At 55.8% G+C, this 19,352-nt stretch carries 20 protein-coding genes; 3 read left to right on the forward strand and 17 right to left on the reverse strand.

Annotated elements, in window-relative coordinates:
- Nucleotides 1-94: 94 nt before the first annotated feature.
- From QVZ43_RS10615 to QVZ43_RS10635, 5 genes are all read right to left on the reverse strand, one after another.
- Entirely contained in the window at nt 95-823 is a 729-nt protein-coding gene (locus QVZ43_RS10615; RefSeq protein WP_302909917.1) for a DNA/RNA non-specific endonuclease, read from the reverse strand.
- 226 nt (nt 824-1,049) lie between these two features.
- Nucleotides 1,050-1,355 carry a hypothetical protein gene (locus QVZ43_RS10620; RefSeq protein ID WP_302909918.1) on the reverse strand — a complete coding sequence of 102 codons (306 nt, stop codon included), beginning with the start codon at nt 1,353-1,355 and terminating at the stop codon, nt 1,050-1,052.
- 229 nt (nt 1,356-1,584) lie between these two features.
- Nucleotides 1,585-2,004, reverse strand: coding sequence for a type 2 periplasmic-binding domain-containing protein (locus tag QVZ43_RS10625; protein ID WP_302909919.1), 420 nt, complete (start codon nt 2,002-2,004; stop codon nt 1,585-1,587).
- Nucleotides 2,005-2,014: 10 nt separating this feature from the next.
- Entirely contained in the window at nt 2,015-3,286 is a 1,272-nt protein-coding gene (locus tag QVZ43_RS10630; protein WP_302909920.1) for a porin, read from the reverse strand.
- A gap of 13 nt (nt 3,287-3,299) precedes the next feature.
- On the reverse strand, nt 3,300-4,889 hold the full coding sequence (locus tag QVZ43_RS10635) for a sensor domain-containing diguanylate cyclase (protein WP_302909921.1): 1,590 nt from the start codon (nt 4,887-4,889) through the stop codon (nt 3,300-3,302).
- A 243-nt stretch (nt 4,890-5,132) separates the two neighbouring features.
- Here QVZ43_RS10635 and QVZ43_RS10640 point away from each other — a divergent pair, with 243 nt between their 5' ends.
- A complete protein-coding gene (locus QVZ43_RS10640) occupies nt 5,133-6,047 on the forward strand; it encodes a DUF2914 domain-containing protein (protein ID WP_302909922.1) in 915 nt (304 codons plus the stop codon).
- Between the two features lie 64 nt (nt 6,048-6,111).
- Here the strand turns inward: QVZ43_RS10640 and QVZ43_RS10645 are convergent, their stop codons facing one another.
- The 12 genes from QVZ43_RS10645 to soxC form a co-directional block, all read right to left on the reverse strand.
- A complete protein-coding gene (locus QVZ43_RS10645; protein ID WP_302909923.1) occupies nt 6,112-7,050 on the reverse strand; it encodes an MBL fold metallo-hydrolase in 939 nt (312 codons plus the stop codon).
- Nucleotides 7,051-7,052: 2 nt separating this feature from the next.
- Nucleotides 7,053-7,835 (reverse strand): thiol:disulfide interchange protein DsbG, encoded by a 783-nt coding sequence (gene dsbG, locus QVZ43_RS10650; protein WP_302909924.1) that lies wholly within the window; start codon nt 7,833-7,835, stop codon nt 7,053-7,055.
- Between the two features lie 17 nt (nt 7,836-7,852).
- The gene (locus QVZ43_RS10655) at nt 7,853-8,368 is read right to left on the reverse strand and encodes a GlcG/HbpS family heme-binding protein (RefSeq protein WP_302909925.1); all 516 of its coding nucleotides are present in this window, start codon (nt 8,366-8,368) and stop codon (nt 7,853-7,855) included.
- Nucleotides 8,369-8,395: 27 nt separating this feature from the next.
- A complete protein-coding gene (locus QVZ43_RS10660; RefSeq protein ID WP_302909926.1) occupies nt 8,396-8,857 on the reverse strand; it encodes a DsrE family protein in 462 nt (153 codons plus the stop codon).
- A complete protein-coding gene (gene soxB / locus QVZ43_RS10665) occupies nt 8,847-10,604 on the reverse strand; it encodes a thiosulfohydrolase SoxB (protein WP_302909927.1) in 1,758 nt (585 codons plus the stop codon). Before soxB ends, QVZ43_RS10660 begins: the two co-directional genes overlap by 11 nt.
- A gap of 70 nt (nt 10,605-10,674) precedes the next feature.
- Nucleotides 10,675-10,980: a hypothetical protein gene (locus QVZ43_RS10670; RefSeq protein WP_223793567.1), complete on the reverse strand. Its 306-nt coding sequence runs from the start codon at nt 10,978-10,980 to the stop codon at nt 10,675-10,677.
- A 26-nt stretch (nt 10,981-11,006) separates the two neighbouring features.
- Entirely contained in the window at nt 11,007-11,843 is an 837-nt protein-coding gene (gene soxA / locus QVZ43_RS10675) for a sulfur oxidation c-type cytochrome SoxA (protein WP_223793566.1), read from the reverse strand.
- Between the two features lie 48 nt (nt 11,844-11,891).
- Nucleotides 11,892-12,203: a thiosulfate oxidation carrier complex protein SoxZ gene (gene soxZ, locus QVZ43_RS10680; RefSeq protein ID WP_223793565.1), complete on the reverse strand. Its 312-nt coding sequence runs from the start codon at nt 12,201-12,203 to the stop codon at nt 11,892-11,894.
- 25 nt (nt 12,204-12,228) lie between these two features.
- On the reverse strand, nt 12,229-12,711 hold the full coding sequence (soxY, locus tag QVZ43_RS10685; RefSeq protein WP_223793564.1) for a thiosulfate oxidation carrier protein SoxY: 483 nt from the start codon (nt 12,709-12,711) through the stop codon (nt 12,229-12,231).
- Between the two features lie 20 nt (nt 12,712-12,731).
- Complete coding sequence (soxX, locus tag QVZ43_RS10690; RefSeq protein ID WP_302909928.1) at nt 12,732-13,085, reverse strand: sulfur oxidation c-type cytochrome SoxX; 354 nt, start codon at nt 13,083-13,085, stop codon at nt 12,732-12,734.
- 57 nt (nt 13,086-13,142) lie between these two features.
- The gene (locus QVZ43_RS10695; protein WP_223793562.1) at nt 13,143-13,763 is read right to left on the reverse strand and encodes a c-type cytochrome; all 621 of its coding nucleotides are present in this window, start codon (nt 13,761-13,763) and stop codon (nt 13,143-13,145) included.
- Between the two features lie 40 nt (nt 13,764-13,803).
- Nucleotides 13,804-15,135 carry a sulfite dehydrogenase gene (gene soxC, locus QVZ43_RS10700; protein WP_302909929.1) on the reverse strand — a complete coding sequence of 444 codons (1,332 nt, stop codon included), beginning with the start codon at nt 15,133-15,135 and terminating at the stop codon, nt 13,804-13,806.
- Nucleotides 15,136-15,350: 215 nt separating this feature from the next.
- On the opposite strand from soxC, the gene QVZ43_RS10705 reads away from it, so the two are divergent.
- Together QVZ43_RS10705 and QVZ43_RS10710 are read left to right on the forward strand one after the other, a co-directional pair.
- Nucleotides 15,351-16,355 (forward strand): MBL fold metallo-hydrolase, encoded by a 1,005-nt coding sequence (locus QVZ43_RS10705; RefSeq protein ID WP_302909930.1) that lies wholly within the window; start codon nt 15,351-15,353, stop codon nt 16,353-16,355.
- Between the two features lie 172 nt (nt 16,356-16,527).
- The gene (locus QVZ43_RS10710; RefSeq protein ID WP_302909931.1) at nt 16,528-19,275 is read left to right on the forward strand and encodes a mechanosensitive ion channel domain-containing protein; all 2,748 of its coding nucleotides are present in this window, start codon (nt 16,528-16,530) and stop codon (nt 19,273-19,275) included.
- The last annotated feature ends 77 nt before the right edge of the window (nt 19,276-19,352 follow it).

The raw sequence follows: 19,352 nt of genomic DNA on the forward strand, positions 1-19,352 counted from the left end.
AACGAATTCACCCAAACATGTGTAGTGGTTTTCCGTTATTGCCATGCATGCAGTCAGGGATTTCGCCGGGGCGAAACCGCCAATCAAGATCCACCTACCACATCGAGCGCGAGTTCTTTTTCTGCTCATGCAAATCTTCGGCGCTGACCCGATCCCAGAACCGCCCGCCGATCATCTGCTCCGCGTCATAGGTGCTCACCAGGTAATTGGCGAGCTCACCCTGGAGCGACTCATTCTTCATTTCAAAGGTCCAGAGCGAGAGTCTTCCCCGCCGGTCCTCGGCAAGAATGCTTTTAATAAAGCCGTGCGGTACAGGAATATAGATGCCGTAGTCGTCGTCAGCAGACCCGATGGTCTCAATGGGGACACCAAAATAAAACACCGGCGCGGTGAGAACGTAGGTTTCAAGAATGTCGTCCCGATCATTCAGCTCCCGAATGGCAAACTCAAGGCGTCGCCACATGTGGCGATTAAAGCCTGGCTGCTGGGGCGACATATTCGACAGCAAGAAAGTCTCGCTGTTCTGAATCTCCTGAATATCCTGATTGGCACTGGCCACCAGATGCCCGCGATCGTACCCGCTCCCTTTGTATGCACCCAGCCCGGCCCTGAAGCGCGTCGGCACCCGGGTATCTGCCCGAAAATTGTTGGACCGCTCTGCTTCGGTCAACAGGTGCTCGTTTCTATTAATGATTTCCAGAGTCCACTTGGCTTGCCGAAAGTAATACGAGTAGCCAATAGTGAAGTGCCTGCCGGTCAGGACCTCATCACAAACAGGCGCGCCGTACCGCAATTCCGGCTGCATTTGAAACGGATCGTTCATGACGAAACCTCCCGCGCGAAGAAGCCTTAAAAGTACGGAGGGGAGCTTTTACTTTAGCGGGTTTTCTGCCGGTAACCTGCGCGGCCAGAGAAGGCGAAGGGCAGCGCAAAGCGCCAGAAGAAGATGGCAGATAAAAAGGCAGCAGCCCTGACTATAAAACGCCAGAGCTGGCTAAAAATGACATTCAACCGAAAATGCGAGAAAAAAAGAGCCGGAAGGATACGAATCAAAGCGCCTGATACAACAAATCCAACTGGGAATCATCCACCAGCGTCCGCTCTCGCTCAAACTGCAACCAGGTGCGCACCCTGCTCTCAATCATCAACCTGTTTCGACAGGCCCAGACATACTGTCCAGCCGAATTTAGCTGGCATTCCATCTGCGCACCATGTTTTCGGGCCGTCGCCATATGTCGCTTGAAGGTTCTGTCCGGCATATCGCCAAAGCTCTTGCGAAGCTCTTCCGACGTGAGATTTCGGGTGTCGAGGACAGCGGAGATGATTTCGAGGGTGGTTTTAAAATCGCGGTACATAACTACTGCTGATGCCAGGCTATGGCGCGCCATTATAGCGATGCCAGCTTCCGGCACAAGCCTTACCCTGCGCCAGATTTTGGCGCACCGCCTTCGGGGGCCGAATTTCCGGACAAAGCAGCCATACAGCCTCGCCTGAAAGGTGGCGAAGCCAGTTTCTGGCACCAGCAATTCCCGATGCCAAAAACTGGCACCCGTCTTCCGGGGCACCAATTATATTCGCAGAGTTTTACTCTGAAACCAGGTAGATAACCTTAAGGCCGGGATGATCCGGGGGCACGCCGAGATAGCTGATAGCGCTCTTGTCTTCCGCAACCACCTCCTTCAACTCCTGATCACCCTCAACTTTTTCCAGTGGAAGCATTCGTCCTGCAAAGACCAGGCGAGCCCAGAACGCATCTACCTGGCTCAATCCCATTCCGGCGACGTGCTGATAGAACTGTGAGCGGAGATCAGCGTTTCCCTTTCGATCGTAAATCGAGGCAAACTCACCGTTGGGCAACGCTCTCGCCCGACCGAGATAGAGATCTCTCAAAGCCTCCTTCGAGATCGTCTCAATCGGACTGTCCGCGTGCGTCACGACATAGATATCCGCCACAGAAAGACTGCTCAGCCAAATTAGTAAGACGCCACTCAGTATTTGTTTCATTCCCACCACCTCAGAATATGAAGTTCAGTGAGAGGGACAGAACGTCGACCGTGGAGCCGCGCTCTTCACGATCATTGTCATAAGCCCATAAACCGTAGGAATCAGCCTCCACCGTCGAGCGATCCCATTGACCCTTCAATGCCAGGCGATCACCAAAATCCCAGCGCACACCGAGCGAGGTTGTATATTGGTTAACAAAGGAATTGTTCAAAATGTCCAGGGCGACTCCTTTAACCACTTCCCCCTGGGGCAGAGCCGACCAATCGGCCGAACTGGTAATGATCTCCTTGTCTGGATCAAATCCAGAGTAGACGACGTAAGGAGTGAATGCATTTATGCGGTAACCCAGACTCACGTATCCGGCATTTCCTGTTGGCAGAACGCACGATATTGACGTCAGCCGGGCAATCTCAGCGTCAAACACCAGGGCGCCGTCGTCGTAACCCAGCCCTAGTTGATAGTATTCAACGTCCGCATTGGATGTGTGACTGAGGCGGTGGTAAAGGTGTCGCGCATCATTGCCAATAGGGCCGGGAATTTGCCCTATGGCCTGAATGGCATCAAACAGTTCCCGGGTCCGACCCTCGACGGTGGCGGTAGAAAACTGGGCATAGCTCAGTCGAGCCGACCAGAAATCGTATTCTCCGGTTAAGGACACAACGAAGAGGTCATTGAATTCCGTCTGGAACTCCTGCTCTCCATCAGGCGACTGTATTTTGGGGTTGGTTGCCCCGTATTGGAGCTTGGCTCGCAAAAAAGCTGGGCCGATAGCAAAGGATTTTGCGACATCCGCGCCATCCAGAGCATAAGGAATGATCCAGCCGTACAACTCGCTTGGCGGGCGAACCCAGAGAGAGGCATAGTCAATGCGGCGAACCTCGGAAAGACGAAACAGGTCTGCAGCAACCCGGCCGGCACGCAGATCAAGCCCGGGGGCGGGCGTGTAACCGACAAATGCCCACTCGGTTATGGCATCCAGATCGTAATCTGGCTTATCCGCGAGAACAAACTGGGCCGTTGCATGAAATCTTGACTCAAAGCTGTAGGAAAGCTGAACCCCAAGTTGCGAATCCGGCTTAAGAGACCAGTCTTGATCGGGGCGCTTGTTCTGGGTGTTCTCCCGGAAAAAACCAAGGTCCTCCTCTCCTTCATAGCTCAGGCCAAGGGTCCCGTAACCGGAAACCCGAAAGTCGTGATCGGCCCTTGCCCCCAGAGACGCCACCAACAACAACCCGAACACGAGACACTTCGCTGTTCCAGAACTCCGGACACAATACTTCATGGAAAAGAACCACCTACAGCGCGAAATTGTAATTATTTTTCCCGGCCATTTTGACCTTATACATAGCCTGGTCAGCGGCATCCAATGCTGCCTCGAAGTTTTCCGACTGCCCCGAATAGGCAATACCAATACTGACCCCGACGGACACCGACACGTTTTCGCCAAACACGACTGGCCGGGACACTTCGCCTATGATCTTATTGGCAATGCGAGCCATATCCTCTTTGCTGCTGCGCCCTGACTCGATCACGACAACAAATTCATCACCACCAAGCCGGCCAACCAGATCAATATTGGAGCGAACGCAGGCCTGAAGGCGCTCTGCGATAACCTGCAAGATGTGATCGCCGGCTGCATGTCCCAGGGAGTCGTTGATGGGCTTGAAACCGTCGAGATCCAGAAGCATCACTGCCAGCTCGGGCACCCAGCCAACCTGCTCCTTTTTGCGATCAAAATATTGCTGGCATCCGCGCCGGTTTTTCAGCCCGGTAAGCGGATCTTCCTCGGCCATTTTCTGCACCTGAGCGCTGGCCTGCACACGGGAGGTGACATCATAGACAACGGCCTCGATGAGTCGCTCCTGGCCCTGCCCCCTGCCCGCGCCGGAGATAAGGCAATGAACCCAGACCGGCGATTCACCGGATAACCCCAGCTCGAAATCGGCGCTTACGGTGTCACCATGCTTTCGAGCCCTTGCTACCAGACTCCAGGCAGAATCCGGATTCCTGAACGCCACTTCAAAAAAGCTCTCGCTCAGCAATCGTTTTCGCTCACTCTCAGTGACACGAATAATTCTTTCCAGCAACACGGGGTTGCTGTGAAGCAGCACACCATTCTCGTCCAGCACCATGATGCCGACGTTCGTAGAGGCAAAAATATTCTGATAGTGGCGGTCCAGCCTTTCGATCTGGCGCCGAAGGCTGCGCTCTGTCTCAAGGGCTTCTCGCGTGACATTCAAAAAGTTATTGACGCTTCTGGCCACCAGCCCTATTTCGTCCCCCTGATTGGCCTTATCAACCTCAATCTCCAGCTCAGATCCTGGCTCGCTTATGGAGACCTGCCGGGCCAACTCCCTTAGCGGAAAACCCACAAGTTTGTTGGCGGTATGAATGGAAACCAGCGTAAACAAAAGCGACATAATGATAAGCCAGGCCAGATTTTCCTTTACTGAGCCAATGGCCCGCTCGGTAATCAAGCCGTCATTTGACCAGACAAGCAGGCTTCCAATCTGGTCTGAGTCATCAATCGGGGAATAAAGCGGGTAATCTGTTGGCTTGTCGGTCGTGATCCGTTCATCGGTGATTGAAACGCCGGACTCAACCTCAAAGCGTTCCACGCCTTCGAGTCGGACGTGCAGGATTTCGTCATCCAGCAGAAGCCCGCTAATCACATCATCGGCGATCTCCCGGTTCTTGACGTAAGCGGAGATGGAGGCGGATGACGTAACCGCACCCACAAGCCGGGATTGCTGCTTGCTGGCGCTGTCTTTGTGCTGGATGTAACTGAAGTAGCCGGTGATGGGTGCGGAAATGAGAAGAAAGCAGAAGGCCGATATCGCCATGATAGCGACCAGTTTCGACCTGATGCTCCGGGTGACTTCCATAACGCCGTACTGCCCTTAGTCTCCCGATACCATCTAGCGCGAATTCTCGCGTTATGGACGGTAATCCCTGGGAAATTCGTTGTTATTCATCTGATCCTATCGCCTTTTACTACACCCTTCTGTAACAAATTGTTGGGTTCCACTGTGCCTTTTGTTCATTGCAGCAACACGCCAGCAGTCAGTATTTGCTATTCTTTTGGCTTACATTAGCTCTCCATTACCATCATCAAGGAAGATACAGGCGTGGCTGGCTCAAACTCTCCGCACAATCGTCAACAGATTCCGATAAACCCAGACACCCTTTCGGATGCCGAACCCGCTGAAGAAGTGGTGGTGTACTATTGGGGGCGCATCTTTTCTGCCCTCGCCATTCTGGCTTTGCTGGCCGGCAGCATTGCCTGGGGAGCCATGGTACTCCTGGGGCCGGATGAACCGGCGCCAGTGAGTAATGCTGGCCAATTGTCGGATGAACTGGCATCAGTTCAGCGCTCGAATGACGGCGATCAACAGGATTCGCCAGACCGGCGGGAACCTATCTTTGCCGATGAGCTTGAAGGTGGCGACGAACCCGGCGCCGCCCAGATGTCTGCAACTAACTCCATAACTCTTCCGACAACAGCAGCCCAGCCGAACGACCTGCCTGATGAGCCCACCGCGGCGGGTCCGACAGTCGAAATCAATCAAGAACCTGAAGAATCATTATCCGATATCGGTGGGGATTCAGCCGCAGCGCCTCTGGAAACCGCATCGGGCACGACCACCAGCCCCGAATCAGCGCCTGCAATCGATACCGGCACCGCTTCGGGCTCTTCCCCCGTCCGGATACTGTCCGAGCATTTAACGAGGGCGCAGTTGAGTTCGGGACTTGAGGACAAAGAACCCATTGATCAGCTGTCGGATACCCTCGCGATGGAGGAGGACGGGCTCATCCGCGTGTTCCTGTTTACGGAAATTCAGGGCATGCAGGACGAAACCCACTACCACGACTGGTATCTGGAAGATGAGAGAGTGGCGCGAGTCTCCATCACACCGTTCGTAGACCCGATGCGGGCGTCTTCGGCCAAGTTTATCGACCGCCATATGCTGGGTGAATGGAGAGTTGAGGTCGTAACAGCCGAGGGAGAGCCGCTGGCGGTTGGCGAATTCACCGTGCAATAGGAATGCAATCAGCTCCCGGCTTTGGCGCGATTCCAGGGCGGACACATGCACCGGGGGTCGCGAATCAGAAGAAATCGAACTCCAGATCCTGGTAGACCCGTCCAGCGTTTTTCGCCGCCAGCTCTTCAAAGGTATCCAGATAAGACCACTGGGATTGGTCCAGGGCATAGGCGTCATCCAACCCGCCGCCGCGCTCAAGGATCTCGATCACCGAATCTCGCAAAAACACCAGATAGCCTTTGGTTTCCTTTTCCACCACGTCTATGGTCGTGGGTTCGCCATGACCCGGTATCACGATGACAGGGTCCAGTTGCTCCGTCATCTTGTCGAAAGAGTCAATCCAGGCGCCAACCGCTGTGTCCTCGAACACAGCCAGCAAGCGCTGGTGGAAACCAAGGTCACCCGTGATCAGCAACTTTTCTTCGGGCACCCACAGCGCAATGTCGCCGGGTGCGTGGCCCGCACCAAAATACAGTAACTCAACGGCCAGGCCCCCAAGGTCCAGCTCATACCTGTCGGTAAAGCTGATATCGGGAACGGCCACATAAGTGCCCTCACCCTTATCCTTATTGCGGGCCTTCATCCGGGCCAGCTTTGCCTCCCCGTGGTGGGCGAACTCGTCCACGGCAAAGTCCTGGGCAATGATCGGCACCCCCTGATCCCGCCAGTAGCTGTTGCCCAGCATCGAATGCCCCTGGGCGTTTTCATTGGCCACGTACTTTACCGGCTTGTCGGTAATGCTTTTGATGGCGTTATGAAAGGACTGTGCAAGCTTGTAATTATCGCCCCCGTTAAAAACGACCACACCCTCCTCCCCGACAATAAAACTCAGGTTGTTGTTGTGACCGTGGTTATCGTAGGTGCCGGGGGCGGTGGCACCGATGGCGGAATACACCCGGTCGGTTACCTTCACCAGCTCCAGTTTTTCAGGAATGGGCTCAGCTGATACCGGCAATACCAACAGTGTCAGCGCAAGCACGGCGACAAGTCTGCTCAAGCTCATGGTTAATCCTCCGCTCCATTGGCACGAAAAACCGATTCAGCCAGCGCCGAGTCATCCGGCAAGCCATCGATTCTTTGAACTGCACCGCTTCTGTCACGATAGAACACCGTCGGCGTCACAGACGCACCCAATTCCTGCATTAGCTTGTGATTGGCGAGGATTTGCCCCCGCACGTCGCCGGGAATATTGTCGTTCGACACCAGCCAGGCATCCGGAAACTCGGTCTCGTGAAAATCCAACTGACTTACGGGATCCGAGGCGCTGATTACCCCCGCTGACTTGGCGAGGCTGGAGGGTTGAATGATGCCCACCATTATGTGGCGAAGCTGGATACCCTCTTGCAGAAACTCCTGTGCTTTGCGGCGCAGAACCAGGCAGTAGCCACAGTTCGGGTCGGTAAAGGCATAGACGATACGATCTGCGTCAGAAGGACCTTCAGCCACCCAGGTCGCGTTTTCGAGCTTTACCCAGGCCTCTGTCAGGTCGGTTGCCGGTAACCAGGTGCGAATATGCTCCGCGCTCAGATTTCGGCCGAACCCATCGACCATCTCGCCGATGATCACATGCTCCCCATCGGCCAGCAGATACAGGGTAACGGCCTGACCATCCTTGCGCCCAACAAAGCCCTTGACGCCAGCGGGCGCATCAAAGCTGGCCTCAGGTTTGAGACCTTGATCGATGAATACCTGCAGTGCATCCGGATATTGCGCGCCCGCAAATGACGACCAGAACAAGCCAATAAAAATAAGGCAAAGAACGCCTCGTAACCTGATGTTTCGTTGCACTTTTATTGCCCCGCCAATCAGAAGGGCGCCATCTCAAGATCCATTTCCACGGCGGCCACACCCGCCTGGGCGCAACTTTCATCTATTTGTCCTGAGGGAGCGCCACTGACACCAACGCCACCAATGGTTTCACCGCTTGCCTGCACCGGCAGGCCACCGGCCGACAACAGCACCTTGTCGAGCTTTCCGACCGAGAAGGGCCCGGTGAACCGATCCTCCAGGGCAGATGTGGCACTGGTAAAGGTCATTGCGGTGTACGCTTTGCGATAGCTCACATCCAGCGCCAGATCCATGGCCAGCACGTCCCGCAACGCCACTTGCGGATGACCGCCCCGATCCACAACCGTTACCGCAACCTGAACCCCCTGCTCCCGGCAGTGATCAATCGCCGTCTTGGCAATGGTCAGCGCAACATCCATCGACATTCGCCGGATCTCAACCAGCAACGGCTGATCCGATTCCTGGGCTGTCGCAAACGGTGTGAGCGCCATCGACGCGGAAAGCAGGATGGCTTTGAGTCCTTTGTTCTTCATGCTGATCTCCATTCCGACATCGCCTGTCTATGGGCGAACGAGTACATAGCCTTTTTCAACCTGATCCAGAATGTGGGCCACGCCCACCTGAACCCGATTGCTGTCCGGGTGCAGCTCCGGCGCACTGCCGGTATTGCGCTCGATCGTATCTATGGTGTTCATGCACACACTGAAGCGAACGCCCTGCGCCATCAGGCTGTCGATCAGCTCGGTGCGACTATTACCCTTTACCAGCAACTCAACACCCGGACCAAACGTGGTGATTTCAATGTCAATGCTGTCTGGGCCGTAGTGTTGAAGCAGGTTGGCGGCAACGCTCAACACCATATTCTGCTTTTCCGGCTGGTCGTCACTCAGCTGCAGCAGCAGGAATTTCTCTGCAAACGGTTTTTCCTCGTTCAGGGGCTCACCCAGTCCAGTGATGCTCCAGCCGGCCAGCAAGATTGCCAGGGTAAGGATACGGCCAAGCCCCCGCCAACTAGCCGGCATAGTCTTCAAGTCCCGGGTTGCCTGCAACATTCTTCAGCTTCGGGGTGTTGAACTTGTCGATCTTCACGGTTTTTTCAGATCTCAGATAGTCCGCAACCACATCCCAGATCGGTTTGCCTGGCGCACGGGAATTAACGGTTGCCCAGCCCGCGACCTTGTACACCTTGTTCGCCTCAATGGGGTCGCCGTTATCCAGTCGCATATCGCTAATCCGTCCGTTCATGCTGCCGGTCGGATCGCAGGTGTAGTCCATGCCGCCAACCCGAACCATATCCCCACCCTGCTGGTAGTAAGGATCTTTGTTGAACAGGTTATCCGCGACATCTTCCATGATCAGCTTGAGATCCGCGCCGGACATCTCGCGCACGTAGGTTTCCGGATAGGTGATCGCTGTGGCGTTCATCACATCATCCATGGTGATGGCTTCACCCGGCAGGATACTGGTGCCCCAGCGAAAACCCGGCGACAGGGAGATCTGCGCATCGAGCACCTTGCGCTGGGCATCGCAGATCAGCTGGTCGAGGGTGCCATTGAAATTTCCCCTCCGGTACAGGAGCTCGTCCGTCACCGCCAGCTCCTCTGCCAGCTTGTCGGCGTACGGGGCGCGAACCGTCTCAATGAAATCCACCATAGCGGCATCCGCCGGGATCAGGTCGGAAAACACGGGTAGCAATTTGTATTCATAGTCACGGAGCCCGTTATCACCGATATCCAGGTCCAGAACGGCCACATACTTGCCATTGGTGCCTGCATTACTCACCAGGGTTTTGCCACCCGGGTTTGTGACGACGGTTGGTTGCGGAACTGCATCGTGGGTATGCCCCCCCAGAATGGCGTCAATGCCGGTAACCCGGCTGGCCATTTTCAGGTCGACATCCATACCGTTGTGGGACAGCACCACTACGGCGTGAACCTGTTCGTTCTCACGAATCTCGTTGACCAGTTGCTGCATTTCCGATTCGCGAATGCCGAAGCGCCAGTCCGGAATAAAGTAGGACGGGTTCGCGATCGGCGTATACGGGAATGCCTGACCGATGACCGCGACACGCTTGCCGCCCAGCTCCCGGACTGTATAGGGTTTGAACACGCGGCCACTGAATTCATCAAAGGCCTCAGCACCCATAAACATGGCTTCCTCTGACAGGAACACATTCTGCGCCAGGAACTCTCCGTTGAAACCTTCAATGTTTTTCCGGATTTGAGCCTCAGGATAAGTGAACTCCCAGTGGCCGGTCATAATGTCGATCCCCAGCAGATTGCTGGCCTCGACCATATCCTCGCCCTGAGTCCAGAAAGCCGTCCCCGACCCCTGCCAGAGATCACCCCCGTCCAGCAGAAGAGAATTGCCCGCGCCGGCCTGATCCCGGAGCTGACTGATCAGTGTTTTAAGGTGAGCGAAACCACCCATGCGACCATACTCTTGCGCCGCTTCGGTGTAGTTCAGATAAGTAAAAGCGTGGGCCCGGGGCGAGCCCGAAGCGACGCCGAAGTGATCCAGAAAGTGCTTTCCCACTACATGAGGCACTTTGCCGTTGCTGGGACCAATCCCGAGATTAACGTTCGGTTCCCTGAAATGAACCGGTTGAAGCTGGGCATGGATATCGGTCAGGTGGAGCAGGCGGACATTCCCGAATGCAGGCGCGTCGTAAAGCTTCTCACCACTCTTTGCCAGTGCCAGGCGTGGCGCGAGCCCTGCCATCGCGGCTGCCTGCATGGCAAACAGGAAATCTCTGCGGGAAATCGACACGGGTTTCTCCTATCCGTTATATCTGGAAGGCATCGGCCCCCTGTTTCGGGGGCCGTTTGGTTGGAGGTCTTTAGTTGCCAATGGCAACAGCGGGCCATTTTTCTTGTTGCTGTTTTCGCTGTTCAAGCGATTGCTCAGCGTACTTCAACGCCTGCTCGGCCATCTCCAGCGCCTTTTCATAGTCGCCACTGTCGGCGGCTTCCTTGGCGGCTTTTAACTGATTGGCCGTGGTCGTCCACTGGTAAGTTCCAGCCTGATTATGGGTACTTTCAACTTTCGAATAGACTTCGTTGAAGTCTTCCTTTGCCCCGGCCTGCGACAGAGCAGGCAATGACAGGGCTAGCGAGGCAGTAAGGATCAATAATGGCTTGTACACGACAATTCCCCCTTATCCCTGATCGGTTATGGCCGGGTAGCCGGGCCGACGACCGGAAGTCCGTTGTTCAAGTAAGTCATGAAATACTCGAGATTCCGGTATTCCTCGCCCTGAGCCTCCAGCGGCACTGCCCGCACGTTTCTGTTGCAACCTGTGAATCGGCGGTGAAGCGTACCCATTTCCCCCCACTTGGCCCGATGGACCGGGAAGTTGGCGACCTGCCCCAGCATCGGCGACAGCAGATCCGCCCGAATCCAGTTGCCAGGATTCTGAACGTGGCAGCTTGCGCATGAGAAATTCAGTTGCCCCCGGCGGGTGTAATAGAACTCTTTGCCAGCCTGGTAGGCGGCAAGCGCGTCGTCATTGGGAACCTCGATGTCGAACTTTTTGCCCGCTGAAGTAGACGCCATGTATGCGGAAATCGAGGCAATCGGACCTTTTTTCCATTTAAGGGGCTCTTCGCCGTTGGCTTCCCGGCAACGGTTGATCGCCAATTCGAGGGTAATCACCTCTTTCTTTTCAGTGTCAAAGTACGGGTAGTTCTGACGCACCCCGATACCATCATTTTCGAAACAGCTCGCGTAGGTTTTGCCATTAGCGAACGGCGTTTCGAACATTTCCTGGCCTTCTGCAACAGCAAACTCAAACGGCGGGAAGTCACTCATCGACTCCCACTGTTTGCGGCGGTCTTCATCCAGTGCATATTGCCCATTCACGAACTCTTCCAGTGGAACGTCCGGGAATTTCTGCTGGAAATACTCCACCGTTTCCTTACGGTCCTCCTCCGGGGTGTCACCGGCCAGCGCCAGTGGCGCCGTCAGTGTGGCCCCGACTGCGACCAGAATGACCTTTGCTATACGCATGTCTTATCCTCCTGTGCGCCGGGGCGCTCGCCCCGTCTCGCCCAACCTCTAGCCGATTTTTGCTGTTGTTGAGTCGCTTTTGCCTTTGTTGTCGACCCAGCTGATCGTGACCTCATCTCCTTTCTTGGCGCCCTTGAAGCGGCATTCAAGGAACGGATCCTTGGAGACAGCCGGACCCCAGTGCGCGACGAATACTTCCTTGCCCTGATGGGTGATGGTCAGCAGCTGGATAAAATAAGCTGGGATCACATTGCCTGAGGAATCCTTCGCGAAGCCGGAATCCATCGGGTGCCGGACCAAGGCCTTGAGGGAGGTGATGCCACCGCTTTCAACGGCTCGAACTCTAATGCTGGATGCCATGATGATTCTCCTGTCCGGTCAAAAATCAGCCGCCGCAGCCGCCAACGGTAACTTTCACGTTCTGGGTTGCCTTGTAGGCCTTTCCGTCTGAAATCACCACTGCCACCACATCGGTGGTTTCAGCCATCTTCAGGCGGTTAGACACGAACGGTACCGTTCCTTCAGGGATATCGAACGCCGCCGCCAGAGCATTTGGATTCTTGGCAACCAGAAGAGCGATGGCGGTGACATTCGGCAACGCGGTTTCCACGCTCACCGGCACAACGGCGCCATTCTGGGCGATGGTGGGAAGGTCCAATGAGATCTGGTCGGACTCGCTTGCTTCCATCCCGTAAAGTTCGGCGATGGTTTCGTCGACGCCCGGAGTCTTGAAGGCCTTTTCCGGCCAATCAGCCACATCGGTGGCTGCCTGTGCCCGCAGCGGAATCAGTCCGGAGCCAACAGTCAGGCCAACAACACTGGCCCCCAATACACCTTTCAGGAATCCTCTACGCCTTTGGTCAATCACGGTTATTCCTCCTCGGCCTCTTACAGCGTGTACAGGTAATCGATGATTCGATTGATTTGTTCTTCGTTCAGGATCATGTTCCTTCCAAATGGCGGCATCACCGTCACCGGATTGAATTGGGTTTCATCCCATATCCGCTTGAAAAGAATCTCCCGATCCGGGTAGCGGCTCTTCATGTCCGACAGTGCAGGACCAACCGTACCGGTCAGCTTACCGTCATCAATTTTGTGGCAGGCCAGGCAATTACCGTCCTTCCGACTGAAGGCCAGCTCCTTGCCCCGATCGATATCCGCCTGCGTGGGTTCGGCATACACCGGCGGCATGGCCGTCAGCGCAAGTGTGGTCAAGCACACTGAAACCAGTCCCTTTCGCATTTCACAATCCTCCTGGGCTGTGTTTAAGCAACGAAGCGCGTGTTTCGATGCCGTTTATTATTCGACTAGCCCTTCATCAAGCGGGCCCGTGGTTCTGGGGGTAAGGTTTTTTCCTTCCGAGGAATCGGCTACGTTCACCTCATCCTTGCAGTCGGACATGCAGCGTTCGTTCTCAACGTCCGGCCGAGGATCTTCCCAGACAAAATTGCCGCTGTTGGGCATTTCCACCTTGGGTAGCGTTTCCTTGTTGGCGACAAAGTCACCGTCGACGATGTAGTTCAGGTTCAGAACGTAGGCAGTAACCGCGTAGACCTGGTCATCGGTCAGGGACTGGGGCGCAAAGAACGGCATGGCCCGGTGAATGTAGTCCCAAAGAGTGGACGCATAAGGCCAGTAGCTGCCAACGGTCTTTTCAGGGCGGTCTTCGGCCAGGGTGCCCTCACCTCCGCTCAGCTTCGGATAGCGCCCCATTCCTTCACCGAAGGCACCGTGACAGGAAGCGCAGTAGGTTTCATAAACTGCCATGCCCTCATCCACACTGCCGCTGCCCTCTGGCAGGCCGGTACCATCGGGACGGATATCGATATCCCACGCGGCGATCTGTTCTTCCGTGGGGGTCTCGCCGACTCCGTAATAGCCTGCTGATTCAGCAACGGCGCTTGACGCCAGCGGAAGCATGAGGGCTCCGGAGCACACCAGGGCTAGTTTTAGGGAGCACTTACGAAAGCTGAACATTGACCACACTCCCGTCTGCGTTGACTTTCCAGGTCTGGATGGCGTTCTTGTGATAGATCGAATTCGTGCCACGGGCTTCGCGCAGCTGTCCCAAAGTTGGCTGCACGTAACCGGTCTCATCAATGACTCGTGATTGCAGGAGCGCGGGATTGCCGTCCCACTTCCACTCCAGAACAAACCGGGTCAGCGACTTGGACAAAACCGGCTCCCTGAGCTGTGCCTGCTGCCAGTTCATGCCGCCATCGACGGACACGTCCACCGCTTTGACCTTGCCTTTACCGCTCCAGGCCAGGCCTTCAATTTGATAAACACCCTTTTCCTTGAGCGGCATTTCCGGACAAGGGGAAGTAATGACCGACTTGGCCTCCATCACCCAGGTAAAGCCACGGGCGGTGCCATCACCCAACAGGTCGGTGTACTTGGAGGTTTCCTCGCGCTGCATCCAGGGCTTGTCGCCCACTTCAAGACGACGCAACCACTTCACATGGGTGTTGCCTTCCCAGCCTGGCACGACCAGCCGGATCGGGTACCCCTGTTCCCTACGCAACGCCTCACCATTCTGGGCGTAGGCGACGATCACATCGTCCAGCGCCTTCTCCATCGGGATGCTTCGGGTCATGGCAGCGCCATCCGCGCCCTCGGCCAGCACCCACTTACCTTCCAGCTTCATGCCGACTTCCTGGAGCAAGGTCGACAGCCGCACACCGGTCCACTCGGCGCAGCTCACCATACCGTGCAGAAACTGAAGTGAATTGAGTTGCGCGCCCCGCCATTCCATGCCGCCGTTGGCCGGACACTCAATAAAGTTAATCTGTGACACGCTGGGCAAACGCTGAAGGTCCTCCATCGAAAGAATGATGGGGCGATCGACCAACCCATGAATCATCAGGCGATGTTGCTGGGGATCAACCTCCGGGCGGCCCGCGTGGTGGCGTTCGAAGAACAGCCCATTTGGAGTGATGATGCCCTTCAGGTGCTGCAGCGGGGTAAAACTGATGGACGACACCTTGTCGGCAGTAAGCCACGGCACATTCCGGCGAATCACCTCTTTTTCAAACGGTGACGGCATCCCATAAGGATCGGCAACAACGCCGGGGCCGAGGGACAGTGTCCAGGATGGATTTTCGGGAGGGTATTGGGTTTTCGCGAGTGCCCCTGGGGCCAGGCCGGCAAATGCGCCGCCAACCATCGCGCCGCCGGCAGTGAAAAGACCATTCCTTAGAAAGTGTCGGCGCTCCGACGATGGTAACTTCTGGGATTCTTCAAGTGCCGTTTTCGACACATCGAGACTGAGCCGGCGAAGCTTGCCGAACATGCGTTGTCCTCCTTCGATGCCTAAGGCAGTCGGCCGCAATCAGTTCAGGACTGAATGTCGGTCTTGTTGTAAAAGTTATAAGGATACTCCTAATTTATAGACAACATTTCAGAGACTGCAAAAATTTTCTGAATGAATGTTCACTTTTTTCGTCAGGGAGCTGGATTGCCCACTACCCTGTAGGCATATGGCGCCTGGGATTTTAAGGAGGAAATATGGCCAGACGAGAAAAGCACACAGTGGCGAAAGGTGTTGTCAGATTGATTGCCGGGATGATGCTTGGCTCTCAATCGATAGTAACCCTTGCCGAAAGCTTTCCTGACATCTCTATTCCGTTTGAGGCCGAGCCAGTGGGTGGGGCCGGTGTCTATTACTTCCAGGGGATTTCTGGTGTGCCTGATAGCCAGAACGAGGGATTTACAGCGAATGCCGGTTTCGTCGTAACCGGGGAAAGCGTTGTGGTGTTCGATGCGCTTGGCACCCCGAGCCTTGGTGCGGCGATGATCAAGGCCATTCAGGACAAAACCGACTTGCCCATTTCCCATGTGATCATCAGCCATTACCATGCTGACCACGTCTACGGGCTGCAGGCATTCAAAACAATGTCGGATGCCCAGATTCTGGCGCACGAAAGCGGAGCTGGGTACGTAGACAGCCTGGCCGCCCAACAGCGTTTGAGTCAGCGTCGAGAGGCCCTTTCACCCTGGGTGAATGAAGACACGCGCTTAATTGCTCCGGACAAAACCTTCGAATCCGACGTCTCCCTGGAATTGGGCGATTACCGCTTCAGCATTGTGCACGCCGGCCCGGCCCATGCTCCGGACGACACGCTGATGATGGTTGAGCCGGCCGGGGTATTGTTCTCGGGCGACATTATCCAGAGTGGCCGTATTCCCTACCTTGCCAGCTCTACAGTGAATTCCGAGAACTGGATGGAGGCCATCGAACAGGTCCGAGAGTTATCGCCCCGGTATTTGGTTCCCGGCCATGGCGCTGCGTCTGAAAATGCGATGGAGGCGCTGAATTTCACCTTTAACTACTTGTCTTACGTTCGAGAAGCAATGGGGGAAGCCGTGGAAAGCTGGCTACCGTTCGAGGAAGCTTACTCCCAGACGGATTGGTCCCGCTATGAAGGGCTTCCCGCCTTTGACGCGTCAAACAGGGCCAACGCCTATCGGGTGTTCCTCGAGATGGAGCAGGCAGCGCTGGGCGGATCCTGAGCCTGCCCGCCCCCTAAACTCTCTGCTCTTCAGCCCTGGGCAGCCAATTACAATGCTGTCAGATACCCACGCACGCGCTTCCAGGCACCCTTTTCTGGCTAAACTTAGGGGTTCCAGCGTGAGGGCTTTATCCGTGAAGAAGTGGCACCACCTCTTTCTGACATGTTTTGCCATGGTCCTTTGGGCCGGGATCGTCCATGCCGATGACGTGGTGGCGGCACTGGATGATCTGCTCCCTCCGGTTCAGACGGAAACAGAGCAGTTCCTGCCGGCTGAAGAAAGCGAGGAAGAGACCGAGGACAGTGGCCAAAAGGCTGAAAACACCGGAGAGGACAAAGAGGACAAAGATGCCAAGGAGGCTGACGAAGAAGAGGTAGATGAAGAGGAAGAACCCGAACCAGAACCTGAGCCGGTTAAACCTGAAATAGAGGCACCAGACGAGCCCCTCGTCAGTACCCTGCCGACCCCGCAAACTGCCGACATTCAACAACAGATTCAGAAGCTTCGTGAGGCGCTCGACAATCGCCAGCACGTACTTGATCTGAGTGAACAGCGGCTGGCCTTTGCCGAGTCACTGCTGGCTCGACTGGATAACGAATACGAGAGTTTCGAGCTCAGGCTGGAAAAAGCAGGTCTGAACCTGACCGACGATTACGCAAACCTGCTTCGGCAGCGCCTGGACCGGCTGCGCAGCCAGACCATTGCGTCCGGCCTTACCCAGGGAATCAGCGCCCAGCTCTCCGCCGCCCGGGAGGAACAGCTTCGTCTGGAGGAATTCGAGGCAGTTATCGAACCGGATGACGAAGCGCTGGGCAGAATGGAAGCTAAGCGGACCCAGCTGCTTCGCCAGCTGCACACCACGGTCACAAAACACATTGAAGTGCTCAATGAATACTACAGCGTGGTCATCAAGCTCCTGCGCCGACTGGAGCAATACCAGGAGTTGCTTCAGCAGCGCCTTTTCTGGCTGCCCAGCACAGAAGCGGTGGATTCAAGTCACCTGGGTGACCTGTATCGCGGCGCCACCTGGTTTATTTCCTCCCTGAAATGGAAGTCCATCAAGCGGGCTGTCGAGCGCTCCATGGAGGAGCGCTGGCCGCTGATTTTTCTCTTCATCATTATCCTGGGCTGGCTGTGGGTGCGGCGCCGCAAAATCCGGGGCGCCCTCATTGCCTCGGGGCATCCGGTTGGCAATGTTCGACAAGACCGGTGGCAACTCACTTTCTGGGCTCTGCTTCTGAGTCTGCTGCTGGCACTTCCCGGTGTGATATTACTTGGCCTCGCTCACCTGTTACTGGAAAGTGGAAACAGCTTCCTGAATGCGCTGTCTCGTGGTTTTTTCAATGCGGCCATCTCGGCTTTGCTTCTGCGGGGAGTCTACACGGTCGCTTACAGCAAGGGGCTCGGAGAGCGTCACTTCCAGTGGAACAAAAACACCCTCACCGCCCTGCGCAAGTACATTCCTGTGCTGCTTGCCGTACTGATCCCGATTCTCATCATTATGCCGACCATGAACACCACCAAGGGCTCTCCGTATAGCGACAGTTTGGGGCGACTCCTGTTCGCCATTGCCTCCATTGCGCTTGCCTATTTCGCTCAAAAGTTCATGTCAGCCGTGCGCAAAGACCAGCCAGGTAGCCGAACGCTGATGCTGGTTCACATCGCGTCGGTGGCAACGCCGCTGATCCTCACCGTCGTGTCACTGTGGGGATACCACTACACGGCAGTACAGTTTGAGGGCCTGATTTTTATCAGCATTTGCTGGGTTGCCCTGGTCATCCTCGTTCATTACCTGGGATTGCGGGGGCTGGCGGTTCGCGAACGGCGCATTGCCCTGAAGCAGGCGATTGAGCAGCGGGAGGCCGAGCGCAAGCACGCCGAACACAGGGAGGCGGCAGAAATATCGGGTGACGCCCTCCCGCCGATGCTGGAGTCGCCACGGCGCGACATTCACGACATCAGCCAGCAGAGTGAAGCCCTGCTGAAGATCGTCTCCGTGATCCTCGCGGGCGTTGGGCTCTTTATGCTGTGGGAAAACATTTTCCCTGCCCTCAAGATCTTTGATGAGGTCACCCTCTGGACCATTCAAACCGGTGCCGAGGGTGAGCCCCCGATCCCCATCAATCTCTGGGACGTGATGCTGGCGCTGGGAATTGGCGTGGGCACTTTCCTGGCGGCACGAAACCTTCCCGGAACCCTTGAAGTTACCATGTTGAGCCGGATGAACCTTGAGCCAGGGGTGGGATACGCCATCACCACCCTGGCCACCTACATCATCGTCTTCATCGGCATTGCCGCATCCCTGGCGGGACTCGGTTTTCAGTGGTCGAAACTCCAGTGGCTGGTGGCGGCCCTTGGTGTGGGGCTGGGTTTTGGTTTGCAGGAAATCGTGGCCAATTTTGTGTCAGGCATCATCTTGCTATTCGAGCGCCCTATACGGGTGGGCGATACGGTCTCAATCGGCGGAATTACCGGCACCGTCTCGCGAATTCGAATCCGTGCCACCACGCTCGTCGACTGGGACCGAAAGGAACAAATCATTCCCAACAAAACCTTTGTTACCCAGGACCTGACCAACTGGACCCTTTCCGATCCCATCACCCGTCTTATTGTCCGGGTCGGTGTTGCCTATGGTTCGGATGTGGACAAGGTGCAGGACCTTTTGCAGCAGGTGGCCGTTGAGAATGAGCGGGTGGTAGACGACCCTGCACCCGCCGTATTTTGCGTGCAGCTGGGCGAAAGCAGCATTGATTTTGAAATACGGGCGTTTGTTCGTGACATCCTTGATCTGATGCCCCTGTCACACGAGCTGCATTCTGCGATTACCAGGATCCTTCGGGCAAATGACATCGAAATCCCGTTTCCACAACGAGACATTCATATCCGCAGCGAATTCGCACCTCGAGGCCCGGCTGAATAGCAGTTCCAACCAACGGTTCCCCGCAGCCGGGCGGGAACTGGCAGGAATGCTGATCCACTGACATACTCAATGGGCGA

Source organism: Marinobacter suaedae, from assembly GCF_030519635.1.
Lineage (GTDB): Bacteria > Pseudomonadota > Gammaproteobacteria > Pseudomonadales > Oleiphilaceae > Marinobacter > Marinobacter suaedae.